Below are 13985 nucleotides of genomic sequence, written 5' to 3'. Positions count from 1 at the left end.
TTAGTCACCTCATATTTATTATACTTTTTTTATTACTTGTAATAAGGGGGCATAAAAGTAAAATATTTATAATAAGGAGGCGTAATGAAGAAAGGTTTTTTATTAGTCATATCTGGTCCATCTGGAGTAGGTAAGGGTACAGTTCTTCACGATCTTATGAACACACAAAAAAACCTAGTTTATTCTGTTTCTGCAACCACTCGTGATAAAAGAGATGGGGAAATAGAAGGGGTTTCTTATTTTTATAAGACACATGAAGAGTTTAAGCAAATGATCGATGAGGGCAAGTTCTTGGAATATGCCCATGTACATAATAATTATTATGGTACACCTAAAGATTTTATTGACAAAAAAATTAATCAAGGGAAGATAGTTGTATTAGAAATAGATGTCCAAGGTGCGGTAAATGTAAAGCAGAATACCGAAAATGCAGTCTTCATATTTTTGGCGCCCCCAAGCTTATCAGAACTTAAAAACCGAATTGTTGGACGTGGTACTGAAACCGAAAATGATATAAATCTAAGAATGAAAAACGCGCGTAAAGAGCTAGAATATATCAAGTATTATGACTATTTAGTAATAAACGATCATATTAACTCAGCTATAAATTCAGTAAATGAGATAATAAATGCTGAAAAGCATAAAGTATTTAGAGAAGAAGATTTTGACATAAAGGAGATTTTAGATGAATAATCCATCTTTTAAAAAATTATCAGAAATTAGCCCAAGTAGATACGATATCTGCATGATGGTCTCAAAAAGAGCTAGAAGAATTGTAAGTGGATCAGCTCCATTAACAAACCACATTGAAGCAAAACCAGTAACTCAAGCATTAAATGAAGTTATTGAGGGTAAAGTATCTAAGAAATGATTGAAAATAAAAATATTTTACTAGGTGTATCTGGTGGTATTGCAAGCTATAAAGTATTGGAACTATGCTCTAGACTAAAAAAAAAGAATGTTAATTTAAGCATAATTATGACACCAGCTGCAACCGAATTTATTTCACCATTATCTTTTGAAACAATGGGCAGATGTAAGGTCTACACTGATATGTGGGAAGGCCATCATGAAAGTGTGCACCATATAGATTTGCCAAAATGGGCAGATATTATGTTAATTGCACCAGCGACAGCAAGCACAATTGGAAAGATGGCTAATGGTATTTCGGATAATTTTCTTACAGCTTCTTACTTAGCTTGTAAGAAAGATGTTATTATAGCTCCATCTATGAATACCCAAATGCTGTTAAATCCTGCAACGCAAAAAAATATTGAAACTTTAAAATCATATGGCGTAAAGGTGATTGCTCCAGAATCTGGAGTTCTCGCTTGTAACACAGTAGGCGATGGTAGGATGGAAGAACCTGAAAATATTGTTGAATATCTTGAAGATTATTTTACAGAAAAAGATTTAAAGGGCAAGAAAATCATCGTCTCAGCAGGACCTACCGTTGAGCCTATAGATTTTGTTAGATATATTACAAATCATTCTAGTGGCAAAATGGGATATAATATTGCTAATGAAGCTAAAAAACGTGGAGCGGAAGTAGTTTTAGTATCAGGTCCCGTAAAACCCTTTGAAATTAAGGGTATCAATCGCATTGAAGTTACTACAAACGAAGAAATGAAAAATGCTATTGATAAAAATTTTGATGATGCTGATGCATTAATCATGGCTGCTGCGCCTGTGGATTATAAATCTAGCGTTGTAAGTGATAGAAAAATTAAAAAATCTGGTCAAAATTTACAAATGGAATTTATAGAAAATATTGATATTTTAAAATATTTTGGCAATAAAAAGAAAAACCAAACTGTAATAGGATTTGCGGCAGAAACCGATGATCTAATAGAAAATGCAAATAAGAAACTGAATAAGAAAAATGCTGACTATATAATAGCAAATGATCTTACTAAAGAAGGTGCAGGTTTTAACGCTGATACCAATATCGCAAGTATAATATCCCATGATGGGGTAAAAAATTTAGAAAAGATGACTAAGATAGAACTTGCAAACAATATCTTAGATTTAGTTAGGTGATATTATTTACGCAAAAGTAATAATTGATAGCAAAAGTAGATTTTTAAATCGTAGCTTTACCTATCATATACCAGAAAAATTTAATAATAAAATAGACATAGCAATGAGAGTTATAGTTCCTTTTGGCAGGGGAAACAAAACTAGCGTTGCTTTTGTTTATGAGATGTTTGTTTATGAGATGATTGAAGATATAGATGTTGATTATGAAATAAAGGATATTTTAGAAATCATCGATGATAAAAGGCTAATTTCAGATGAGTTAATGGATTTAGCCTTTTTTATGAGCGAAACTTACATGTCCCCAATCCAAGCGTCATTAAAACAGGTAATGCCACCAACCGATATTAAAAATATAAAAACTTTCTATTATTCAAAATCTGATGAAGATTCTGAAATTTTAAATTTCTTAAAAAAAAGCAAGACCATGGCGGAGATCACTAATAATTTTGGTGAAATTAAGGAACAAATATTTAATTTAGTTGATGAAGGTAAAATTGGAATTTCATACGATATAAAAAACACTCACAATGTTCGATATGATGAGTTTGTATTTTTAACTGGTAAGAATATTTCCTTAAATGCAAATGCAAGTAAGCAAATGGCTATAATTGATTATCTAAGAAAACATGGTGAAAGTAATCTTCTTAAAGTATTAAGGGATACACAAGCAGCAAAATCTAGCCTAAATGCTTTGGTTAAAAAAGGAATAGTTGAAATTATAAAACGCGAATCAAAAAAAGAAATTACCAGCAATTATAATAAATATAAGAAGTTCACCCTAAATGATGAGCAGCTATCAGCTTTTAAAAAAATAAAATCAAATCCTGCTGGCCATTTTTTACTGTTTGGTGTTACTGGATCAGGTAAGACAGAAATATTTTTACAAATGGTAGAAGAAATAATTAACCAGGGCAAAGAAGCAATAATACTCGTTCCGGAAATATCACTAACTCCTCAAACAATTGAAAGATTTAAAGGGCGTTTTGATGAAAAAATCGCAATAATTCATTCTAGACTTACTCCAAGCGAAAGATTTGATCAATGGCGAATGATAAATAATGGCGAAGTAAAGATTGCGATCGGTGCAAGATCTGCCATATTTGCACCATTTAAAAATTTAGGAATAATAATTATAGATGAAGAACATGATAACTCATACATTTCATCACAAGATCCCAAATATCATACCGATGAGATAGCTAAATTTAGAGCTAATTACAATAATTGCAATTTGATATTAGCTTCAGCTACTCCATCAATAAATACCATGAGTAGAACTCAAAATGGGGAATATGAAATAATCCATTTACACAAAAGAGTAAATAACAATCTACCAGATATAGAAGTTATAGACCTGAAAGATGAGCTTAAAAATTCTAATTATTCAGTACTTAGCTATAAATTACAAGAAGAAATAAGAAATAATCTAGAAAAAAAAGAGCAAACTATCCTATTTCTAAATAAAATAGGTCATAATTCTTATACCTTTTGTAGGACTTGCGGTTATGTTATAAAATGTGAAGCTTGTGATGTGGCGATGACCTATCATAAAAAAATAGATAAATTAATTTGTCATTATTGCGGGCGAACCAAAAATCAGCCCAATGTTTGTCCAAATTGCCATTCTAAAAAAATTAAGGAATTTGGTGCTGGAACAGAAAAATTAGAAGAGGAAGTAAGACGTTTATTTCCACAAGCAAATATTATGCGTATGGATAGTATGAAAGCCACAAGCAAATCAACCTATGAGAAAATGTATGAAGGTATGAAAAACAATAAAATTGATATCCTATTAGGAACGCAAATGATTGCAAAAGGTTTGGATTTTAAAAATGTGACTCTTGTTGGAATTATTTCCGCTGACCTAAGTTTAAATGTAGGAGATTTTAGGTCTCAAGAAAATACTTTTCAATTACTAACTCAAGTGGCTGGTAGAAGTGGTAGAGATAAGAAAAAAGGAAAAGTAATTATACAAACCTATAGGCCCGATAATTTCGTTATTCAAGCTGTAAAAAATAGTGACTATGCTAATTATTACAAAAATGAATTGATTGAAAGAAGTGCTTTTTCGTATCCACCTTATAAAAATATAATTACAATAAAAATTATTGATACCGATAGAATCAATACAATTGATATATCAAGGAAATTTACTACAATGTTAAGAAATGAACTTATGGCTTTAGATCAAGTAGAAATAATAGGTCCAAATCCTTGTAAAATATCAAGAATAAACAATAAACATAGGTATAATATTATTATAAAAGTCGGGAATAAAGATTTGGATTTTGTACGAGATACTGTAAATAAATTGCGAAATGAATTTATAAATAAATATAAGCAAACAAGTTTTATTCCAGCCTTAAATCCTACGAATATAAATTAAGGAGCAAAAATGTTTGATTTTTTTAAAAAAAAGAAAAAAGATGACGAAGCTAGAGAAGAGAATTTAGACGAAAATTATGAAGATAATTATTTTGAAGAAGAAAATAATTTATCCGATGATGAGTTTTATATGGAAAACAATCAAGGAGAAGTTGATAATATACCAGTCGATGAAAATAATGAGGAAAAACTAGTTTTTGAGCCATCAGCTTCCACCGGATCAGATAAAGACTCTTATTCTAAATTAGATAAAGATGATGGATATAGTTTTGAAGATAGACCTGTATCTGATGAACCGATTTATTTTGATAATACTAATTCTGAATATGATGAAAATTTAAATTATAATTACGAAGATGATAACTACTCCGAAGACTTATCTTATGATTATGATCAAGACCAAGAATCTTATCCTGAGGAAGATTACACAGAAAATCTTAATGAGTCTAATGAAGAAAAGCTAGGATTTTTTGACAGATTAAAAGAAGGACTAATCAAAACTCGTGATCAATTTTCTTCACAAATAAAAAATCTATTTACTGCAAATGTTAAAATAGATGATGACCTTTATGAAGAACTAGAGGAAATCTTAATATCTTCTGATATAGGTATGGATTCTACTTTAAATATAGTGGATAATTTGCGTGATGAAATAAAAAGACAAAGTATAAAAGATTCTGACCAAATATATCCAGTTCTAAAAGAGATAATGGTAAATAAACTAGATGAAAATAATCTAAACAATAACTTAAATATCGTACCAAATGAACTAGCTATTGTACTTGTAATAGGGGTTAATGGTGTTGGTAAAACAACTACTATAGGAAAGCTTGCTCATAGCTTACAAAAAGATGGTAAATCTGTAATGTTTGCTGCTGCGGATACATTTAGGGCAGCGGCTATTGAACAGCTTGGAGAATGGGCGGATAAATCTAATGTTGAAATGATAGCCCATAGCGAGGGAGCAGATCCATCTGCAGTAATATTTGATGCTATAAAATCTGCTAAGAGTAAAAATGTAGATGTTTTGATTTGTGATACAGCAGGACGTCTTCACAATAAGAAAAACTTGATGAAAGAGTTAGAAAAGATAAACAAAACAATTGATACCCATGCTGGTAGTGCAACACGTGAAAACATCTTAGTTTTAGATGCAACAACAGGTCAAAATGCAGTAAATCAGTTAAGAGAATTTAAAAATGTTACAGATATTTCAGGTCTAATACTTACAAAACTTGATGGTACAGCCAAGGGAGGAATAATATTCCCATTACAAGTAGAACTTGATGTACCTGTAAAATATATAGGGCTTGGTGAGGGAATCGATAATCTAGAAAAATTTGACTCAGAATCTTTTGTAGAAGCTATGTTTTAGTATTGATATTTTAATAAGTCTATAGTAAAATATTACAGTACTACAAAAATATACACACACTCGGATGGACATTTCGTTGCCAATTGTGGTTAAATGTTCAAAAGAAGAGCGTGGAAGAAGAAAACGGAGGAATATATATGGCAGTAGTTTCAATGAAAAAATTACTAGAAGCTGGTGTACACTTTGGACACCAAACAAGAAGATGGAACCCTAAAATGGCTAGATACATCTTCACAGAAAGAAATGGTATCTATATTATCGATTTACAAAAAACAGCAACTCAAATTGAGGATGCTTATGCGATGATTAGAGACATAGTAGCAGACGGCGGAGATGTTTTATTTGTAGGAACTAAAAAACAAGCTCAAGATGCTATCGAACAAGAAGCAAAAAGATCTGGCCAATACTACGTATCTAACAGATGGTTAGGTGGTATGTTAACAAACTTTAACACAATCAGAAAAAGTGTTGAAAAACTAAAAAGATATGAACAAATGGAAGAAGATGGAACATTTGATCTTCTACCTAAAAAAGAAGTACTACAATACCAAAAAGAAATGGATAAATTAGAAAAAAACCTTGGCGGTATTAAAGATATGGAAAAACTTCCTGATGTACTATTCGTTGTTGATCCAGGTGAAGAATCAATCGCAATTCACGAAGCTCACATTCTAGGTATTCCAGTTGTAGCAATTGTAGATACAAACTGTGACCCAGATGAAGTTGACTTAGCTATCCCAGGTAACGATGATGCTATCCGTGCAGTAAAACTTATTACAACAGTAATCGCTGATGCAGTTGTAGAAGCAAATCAAGGAAGCGAATTTGATCCATCTGAAGAAGATTTCATCCCTACAGATGATGATGAAGAAACTTCAGTAGAAAGTGAAGAAAAAGCTGAGGAAGAAGCTCCTCTATCAAACGAAGAATTAGAAAATGCAGCAGAAGAAATCGAAACAGCTGCTCACGAAGAAACAGAAGAAAATTAAGGAGAAATAAGATGGCAGTAAGTGCAAGTTTAGTAAAAGAATTAAGAGAAATGACAGGCGCTGGAATGATGGACTGCAAAAAAGCCTTAGAAGAATCTAATGGTGATATCGATGCAGCTGTAAAACTTTTAAAAGAAAAAGGACAAGCTACATTAGATAAAAAAGCAGGACGCGTTGCAGCTGAAGGTGTTATTGGTTCATACATTCACAACAACAAAATTGGAGTTATTGTAGAAATTAATACAGAAACAGACTTTTCTGCAAATACCGATTCAGTAAAAGACTTTGCAAGAGACCTTGCTATGCACATAGCTGCAGCAAATCCTTTATATATTTCTGAAGAAGATGCAGACGAAAATGATATAGCTGAACAAAGAGAAATCTTAGTAAATCAAGCAATTAATGAAGCTTCAGCAGATATGCCAGAAGATAAGAAAAAAATGATTGCTGAGAAAAAAGTTGAAGGTAGACTTAAAAAATATCTTTCAGAAGTATGCCTATTAGATCAACCATATATCAAAAACCCAGACCAAACAGTAGAAGAACTTCTAAGAGAAGTAGCAAGCAAAGTTGGGGAAAACATCAAAATCAGAAGATTTGCTAGATTCGAAGTTGGTGAAGGAATTGAGAAAAAAGAAGAAGATTTCGCATCAGAAGTAGCATCACAAATGAATGCATAATTAAATTTGAATCTTAGATTTAAATTATAATTAGAAACATAAATAGTCAGTTTTTTACTGGCTATTTTTTAATAAAAATTTTTAAAAGGAATTTATATGTTCAAGAATTTTTCTTGGTTTTTCAAGTATGCTAAAAGAAATTATATAATTGGATCTATTTCTTTAGTACTAAGTGACATTATCTCTCTTTTTTTACCATATGTTACAGGTAAAATAATTGATCTTGTATATACTGGGAATTTAACTATGGATAAATTTATCCAAATGATTGCCATCTCTTTTATACTAATAATTCTAAAGTATGTTACAGCAATAGGCTGGTCATTCAATATATTTAAAGCATCAGCTTTAATGGAGTATACATCTCGTGACATGCTGATGAGTAAATTTTTAAAACAGTCTCAGCGATTTTTTGAAAATAATCCTACTGGATCACTTATGAGTAAATCTACTCAAGATGTTAGCCAAGTAGCACAATTTGCAGGTTTCGGATTGTTAGCGTTTTTTGATGCTGCACTTTTTCCAATTTTTATAGTTGCTATGATGGTAATCACTATAGATTTTAAAATGACAATTTATGCAGTGCTACCTTTCATAGCTCTTGGTTTTGGCCTTACTCGTATTATGAAAAAAATTTATAAAAGAAGTAAGGAGGTAAACAAATCATTTGATGATTTGACTGATGAAGTCTTAGAGGATGTGCAGGGAATTAGAATCATACGAGTTTATAATATTGGTAACTTGCGTGAACAAAGGTTTAACAAAAAAGCTCGTGAACTAGCAAATAACAACGTAGATCTTGAAAGAATTAGAGCGATAATTGAGCCTTTTGAAAGGGTTTTAACATCTCTATCATATGTAATAGCAGTGGGTTATGGATCTTATTTGATTTCTAAAGGGGCACTTAGCGTAGGCAAACTAGTATCATTTACTTATTATTTAAATATGCTTATCTGGCCTATGTTTGCAGTTGGTGAGTTTTTAAATCTGCACCAACAAGCAAGTGCAGCAATGGATAGAATACTAGAAATTTTAAATTATAAAGAAGAAATTAAAATTTCCGATAATAAAAAAGTTGTAGATTACCCTCTGGATATCACCTTTGTTAATCATTTCTACAAATATCCATCTAGTAATGAATTGGCATTAAATAATCTCAATTTGAATATTAAAAATGGATCTTCTATCGGTATTATAGGAAAAACTGGAAGTGGAAAAACAACACTAATCAGACAATTATTAGATATATACAAGGTTGATAAAGATTCAATTATAATTGGAACCGATTATTTTAACGAAGTTTCTGCTAAATCTTTTAAAGATAAGATTGGTTATGTACCACAAAGACACATGATATTTTCAGATACCATTTTAAATAATATCAAGTTTTCAAATCCATATGCAAAAGATGAGGAAGTAAAAAAAGCTATTGAAATTGCTGATTTTACTAAAGATGTTAATGAATTTTCTGATGGACTAGGTACTCTTACTGGTGAAAAGGGTGTATCTCTATCTGGAGGACAAAAACAAAGATTAGCTATTGCTAGGGCAGTTTTATCTAATCCACAAATTTTAATTCTAGATGATGCAATGAGTGCGGTTGATGCTAATACTGAACAAAATATCATTAATAATTTAATAAAAATTAGAGAGGATAAAACTACAATCATTATCGCTCACAGAATAAGTCAAGTGCAAAATTGTGATCAAATAATTGTATTAGATGAGGGAAAAATTGTAGATCAAGGCAATCATCAATCACTAATGAGCAGAGATACTTGGTATAAGAAACAATATGAAAATCAGATAAGTGGAGGTAGTTTAAATGATTAAAAGGGACAACTTTTCTTTAAACTTGTTAAAATCCTATGCAAAGAAACAACAAACTGCTTTTATAAAAGGTTTTTTATTTTCATTTTCTAGAACAATATTAGAAATAATATCTCCACTTATTATAGGATATTTGATTAATAATGTTATAAAAGAAGGTATGGATAATGAATCTATAAAAATAATTATTTGGCTATTAATCATTTATTTTTTAGTAAATGCTCTTGCGGGTTTCTTTTTAAATAAAACTTTTATTTCGTTTGAGGTAGCTGCTAACAATGTAGCTTTTGATATTCAAAATGATGTTTATAAAAAAGTTAATTCTTTTCCTATTTCTTATTTTGATAATCTTCCTGCTGGTAAAATTTCATCTAGGATAACAAATGATACTAATAAAGTAAAAAATATGTTTAGATTAATTTTTTCAGATATTGTTACAGCATTTATACTAATAGTTGGACTTATTGTTGTAATTTTTGCAACTAATCCAATCGCTGGATTAATGCTTCTTATCCTATCACCATTAGTATATATTATTACAAAATCATATACTGGATATACAAGAAAATATACTGGTGAGATTAGAAAAAGTACTTCAGAAATTAATGCTAAAATTAATGAGTACATTCAAAATATGGAACTAATTCAAGTTTATAACAAGGAAAATTATATAAAAGATAAATTTAATGAGACAAATAATCATATATTTTCTGAGGCTAAAAAACTTGCAAAACTTAGATCATATTCTGGATTTAGAGCTATGGACATAGTTTCTTATATAGCTTCAATTATTATTTTAATATATTTTGGTCTTGGTCAATTAACACAATGGTATGAAGTAAGTATTGGTAGTCTTTATGTTATTTTTGATTATACAACTAGACTTTTTGACGAAATACGTTTTTCTATTATGAGATTTGGTGAAGTCCAAGAATCAATTGCATCAGCAAATCATATATTTGAATTACTAAAACTAGATTCTCAAGAAGAGCTTACTGATAGTATTAATAGCATAGATGAAGAGATTATTTTTGATAATGTTAGGTTTTCATATATAGAAGGTGAAGAAGTTATAAAAGGTATGTCTTTTAAAGTTGATAAAGGAGAATCAATAGCTTTTGTGGGCCAAACAGGGTCTGGAAAATCCACCCTTATAAACTTGTTACTTAACTTTTATAAAACTGATAGTGGTAAAATTACTATTGGTGGCAAAGATATATCAAAAGTAAATAGAGATCAGCTAAGAAAAGATATGGCTGTAGTTTTACAAGATGCTTTCCTATTCAAAGCAGATATAGCACAAAATATAACTTTAGGACTTGATTTTTCTGATGAAGAAATAAAGGAATCGTTAATTGCAGTTGGTGGACAAAGACTTATCGATAAAGGTATTCATAGCGAGGTCTTAGAAAATGGATCCAACCTATCACAGGGTGAAAAACAACTGATTAGTTTTGCTCGTGCTTATATTAGAAATCCTAAAATTTTAATATTAGATGAAGCAACTAGTAATATAGATACTGAAACCGAAACAATAATCCAAGATGGGATTAACAAATTAAAAGAAAATAGAACTACTTTTATAATTGCTCACAGGCTATCTACTATAAAAGATGTTGATAATATAATTGTATTATCATATGGAAAAATAGTGGAATCAGGCAATCATGATACATTAATAGCATCAAATGGTTACTATAAAGAAATGTATGATAAACAAATAAAAGAAAATCAAACTCTTTAGACTAATTCTAAAGAGTTTTTTATTTTCATTATTCGTATAATTATCAATTTATGGTATAATTATAAAGGAATGTATTTTCCAAGAATTTAATAGGAGGTGATAATAAATGGATAATCCAATTGTTATAATCATTACTGTCGCCTTCGTATTGTTAGCTTTTATTTTAGGCTTCCTTTATCAGAAAAAATCTAGTGAAAAAAAGATTGGCGCTGCGGATGAGCTCAGTCGTCAAATCATCGAAGATGCTAATAGGCAAGCAGAAACACTACGTCGTGAAACTCTTGTTGAAGCAAAAGATGAAATATCTAAAATAAAATTAGAAAATGATAAGAAGTTAAGCAAAAGAAGCGATGAACTCGACAAAAAAGAGGCTCGCTTATTTAAAAAAGAAGAAAGTCTTGACAATAGAGCTTTATTGATTGACAAAAAAGCTGATCAAATCTCTAGTGATCAGAAGAGGTTAAAACAAAAAGAAGACAGCATTGATAAACTGATTGAAGAACAACAGTTGAAATTGCAAAATATTGCAGGCCTAACAAATAGTGAAGCTAAAGAAATAATTCTTAATGACGTAAAAAAAGAAACGGTCCACGAAACTGCAAAATTAATTAAAGAAGCTGAAGAAAAGATTAAAGCTGAAAGTAAAAAAATGGCTACAGAAATCCTAGCTACAACAATTCAAAGATATGCAGCAGATCAAGTAGCTGAAAATACAGTTTCAGTAGTAACTTTACCAAATGATGAAATGAAGGGTCGTATAATTGGCCGTGAAGGTAGAAATATCAGAGCCTTCGAACAACTATCAGGCGTAGACTTAATTATAGATGATACTCCAGAAGCGGTTGTAATTTCATCTTTTGAACCAGTACGTAGAGAAATTGCTAAAGTTGCTTTAGAACGATTAATTCAGGATGGTCGTATAAATCCATCTAGGATAGAAGAAACTTTGCAAAAAGCAGAAGATGAAGTGGAACAAAGAATAATCGAAGATGGTGAACAAGCTGTTGAAGCGGCTGGAGTTCGTAATCTTCATCCACAACTTGTAAGACTTGTAGGTAAAATGAAGTTTAGAACAAGTTATGGACAAAATATTATGAAACACTCCGTAGAAGTTGCACAACTTGCAGGAATGCTTGCCGAAGAAATAGGGGCAGATCCCCAAACAGCTCGTCGTAGTGGACTTTTACATGATATTGGTAAAGCTATAGACCAAGAGATGGAAGGTACACACGTAGAGTTGGGTATAGAATACGCAACTAGATATGGCGAAAATAAATATGTTATAAACGCCATTCAATCACACCATGGAGAAGTTGAACCAAACTGCGTAGAATCGATATTGGTTCAAACGGCTGATGCCATATCGGCAGCTAGGCCAGGTGCACGTCGTGAAAGTTTAGAAAACTATATTAAACGATTAGAAAACTTAGAAGCTATAGCTAATTCTTATGAAGGTATAGATAAATCATTTGCCTTACAAGCTGGTAGAGAACTTAGAATAATGGTTAAGCCAGATAGAATAACAGATGATGAAATGATTGTAATTGCTAGAGAGATTGCAAAACGTATCGAAGAAGAATTAGAATATCCAGGAGAAATTAAAGTAAACGTCTTAAGAGAATCAAATGCAATAGAATATGCAAGATAATTTATTAGAAATACTAATGAACTTTTAAACTAAACTGCCTTAACTGGCAGTTTTTTAATTTAACATAAATAAGTATATTTTAAATATGTAAGACATGTAATTATTAAAGTTTGTTATACGAAGTTTAGGAAAAATTCTAGCAATAATTTTAATTGCTTGAATATTTCTAACGGAGGAGAGAATCGTGTTTATAAATTATTGCACAAAATAATAATTTTGTGCAATAATTGTAAAAAAATTAAATAGAGGTAAGATTATTATATATAAAGTAAAAAACCATTAAAATTAAGGAATTTTTCAAATGTCAAACACAAAACCTATTATACTTACCGATTACTTAAATTATTTAAAATCAATCCGTGGTCTTTCTACCACAACTATTAAAGAATATTCGTATGACTTAGAAGTATTTTTCGAATATCAAATTATTAGAAAATTATATTATGGCGACAAGCAATCTTTTATAAATGATTTTAACCCTTTAGATATAAATAAAGTAATTGACGCAAATTTTTTAGGATTTTTAAATATAACTGATTTTTACTCATATCTTTCTTATTTAGATAATGAAAAAGATGATAATCCTACTACTAGATCCAGAAAAATTTCCGCTCTGCGTTCATTCTATAATTACCTATATCAAGAAATTGAAGTAATTGATAAGAATGTAACAGTTAAACTTAAAAACCCGAAAATAAGCAAAAGACAACCAGTCTACCTCACCTTAGAAGAAACAGAACGTTTATTAAATGTGATAAACACTGAAAAAAACGACTTTCTAAGAGCTCGTGATCTGGCAATAGTATTCACTTTTCTCACAACTGGTATGCGTCTATCAGAACTAGTTAGTATTAATGTCTCAGATATAGAAAATGACCATTTTAAAATAATTGGAAAAGGAAATAAAGAACGCACTATTTACCTTACAGAAAATGCTCTTAAATTAATACACCATTATTTAAGAGTAAGGAAAGAATATTTAAATGACTTATATATAGACGCCCTCTTTATATCTACTCGTAAACAACGAATTTCTAATAGAACTGTTCAATCTACAATAGAAAAATACTTACGAAAAGCAGGCTTTGATACTTCAGTTTATTCAACTCATAAGCTCCGCCATACTGCAGCAACCCTTATGTATAAATACGGTAACGTAGACATTAGAGCTTTAAAAGATATACTTGGTCACACCAGCATTTCTACTACTCAAATTTATACTCATCTTGAAGATGAAGATTTAAAAAAAGCAGTTAATAAAAACCCACTTTCAAATTTAGACATATAAAAACTA

11 protein-coding genes are annotated in these 13985 nt (G+C 30.4%); all 11 read left to right on the top strand.

From position 1 onward, the window contains the following. The first annotated feature begins 84 nt into the window (after positions 1-84). The 11 genes from gmk (at position 85) to JNO63_RS01580 (ending at position 13979) form a co-directional block, all read left to right on the top strand. Entirely contained in the window at positions 85-693 is a 609-nt protein-coding gene (gene gmk, locus JNO63_RS01630; protein ID WP_203126569.1) for a guanylate kinase, read from the top strand. Continuing rightward, the gene (gene rpoZ / locus JNO63_RS01625) at positions 686-871 is read left to right on the top strand and encodes a DNA-directed RNA polymerase subunit omega (RefSeq protein WP_203126568.1); all 186 of its coding nucleotides are present in this window, start codon (positions 686-688) and stop codon (positions 869-871) included. Before gmk ends, rpoZ begins: the two co-directional genes overlap by 8 nt. Next, positions 868-2040: a bifunctional phosphopantothenoylcysteine decarboxylase/phosphopantothenate--cysteine ligase CoaBC gene (gene coaBC / locus JNO63_RS01620; RefSeq protein ID WP_203126566.1), complete on the top strand. Its 1173-nt coding sequence runs from the start codon at positions 868-870 to the stop codon at positions 2038-2040. The genes rpoZ and coaBC overlap by 4 nt, the downstream gene beginning before the upstream one ends. A 1-nt stretch (position 2041) precedes the next feature. Next, complete coding sequence (gene priA, locus JNO63_RS01615) at positions 2042-4426, top strand: primosomal protein N' (protein ID WP_338014976.1); 2385 nt, start codon at positions 2042-2044, stop codon at positions 4424-4426. Positions 4427-4435: 9 nt separating this feature from the next. Beyond that, positions 4436-5800, top strand: coding sequence for a signal recognition particle-docking protein FtsY (gene ftsY, locus JNO63_RS01610; RefSeq protein WP_203126564.1), 1365 nt, complete (start codon positions 4436-4438; stop codon positions 5798-5800). A 137-nt stretch (positions 5801-5937) separates the two neighbouring features. Beyond that, positions 5938-6789: a 30S ribosomal protein S2 gene (gene rpsB / locus JNO63_RS01605; protein ID WP_203126562.1), complete on the top strand. Its 852-nt coding sequence runs from the start codon at positions 5938-5940 to the stop codon at positions 6787-6789. Positions 6790-6800: 11 nt separating this feature from the next. Next, positions 6801-7469 (top strand): translation elongation factor Ts, encoded by a 669-nt coding sequence (tsf, locus tag JNO63_RS01600; protein WP_203126560.1) that lies wholly within the window; start codon positions 6801-6803, stop codon positions 7467-7469. A 96-nt stretch (positions 7470-7565) separates the two neighbouring features. Continuing rightward, positions 7566-9302 carry an ABC transporter ATP-binding protein gene (locus tag JNO63_RS01595; RefSeq protein WP_203126558.1) on the top strand — a complete coding sequence of 579 codons (1737 nt, stop codon included), beginning with the start codon at positions 7566-7568 and terminating at the stop codon, positions 9300-9302. Next, positions 9295-11043 carry an ABC transporter ATP-binding protein gene (locus JNO63_RS01590; protein WP_203126556.1) on the top strand — a complete coding sequence of 583 codons (1749 nt, stop codon included), beginning with the start codon at positions 9295-9297 and terminating at the stop codon, positions 11041-11043. The genes JNO63_RS01595 and JNO63_RS01590 overlap by 8 nt, the downstream gene beginning before the upstream one ends. A gap of 106 nt (positions 11044-11149) precedes the next feature. Next, positions 11150-12691 carry a ribonuclease Y gene (gene rny, locus JNO63_RS01585; protein WP_203126554.1) on the top strand — a complete coding sequence of 514 codons (1542 nt, stop codon included), beginning with the start codon at positions 11150-11152 and terminating at the stop codon, positions 12689-12691. Positions 12692-12992: 301 nt separating this feature from the next. Then, entirely contained in the window at positions 12993-13979 is a 987-nt protein-coding gene (locus tag JNO63_RS01580; RefSeq protein WP_203126552.1) for a tyrosine recombinase XerC, read from the top strand. The last annotated feature ends 6 nt before the right edge of the window (positions 13980-13985 follow it).

The organism is Anaerococcus sp. mt242 (assembly GCF_016798225.1).
Taxonomy (GTDB): Bacteria; Bacillota; Clostridia; order Tissierellales; family Peptoniphilaceae; genus Anaerococcus.
This window is presented reverse-complemented; position numbering and strand designations above follow the sequence as displayed.

Bases quoted from the DNA above. Each gene is read 5' to 3' on its own strand.
- gmk (WP_203126569.1), top strand. From the start codon at position 85: ATGAAGAAAGGTTTTTTATTAGTCATATCTGGTCCATCTGGAGTAGGT.
- rpoZ (WP_203126568.1), top strand. From the start codon at position 686: ATGAATAATCCATCTTTTAAAAAATTATCAGAAATTAGCCCAAGTAGA.
- coaBC (WP_203126566.1), top strand. From the start codon at position 868: ATGATTGAAAATAAAAATATTTTACTAGGTGTATCTGGTGGTATTGCA.
- ftsY (WP_203126564.1), top strand. From the start codon at position 4,436: ATGTTTGATTTTTTTAAAAAAAAGAAAAAAGATGACGAAGCTAGAGAA.
- rpsB (WP_203126562.1), top strand. From the start codon at position 5,938: ATGGCAGTAGTTTCAATGAAAAAATTACTAGAAGCTGGTGTACACTTT.
- tsf (WP_203126560.1), top strand. From the start codon at position 6,801: ATGGCAGTAAGTGCAAGTTTAGTAAAAGAATTAAGAGAAATGACAGGC.
- JNO63_RS01595 (WP_203126558.1), top strand. From the start codon at position 7,566: ATGTTCAAGAATTTTTCTTGGTTTTTCAAGTATGCTAAAAGAAATTAT.
- JNO63_RS01590 (WP_203126556.1), top strand. From the start codon at position 9,295: ATGATTAAAAGGGACAACTTTTCTTTAAACTTGTTAAAATCCTATGCA.
- rny (WP_203126554.1), top strand. From the start codon at position 11,150: ATGGATAATCCAATTGTTATAATCATTACTGTCGCCTTCGTATTGTTA.
- JNO63_RS01580 (WP_203126552.1), top strand. From the start codon at position 12,993: ATGTCAAACACAAAACCTATTATACTTACCGATTACTTAAATTATTTA.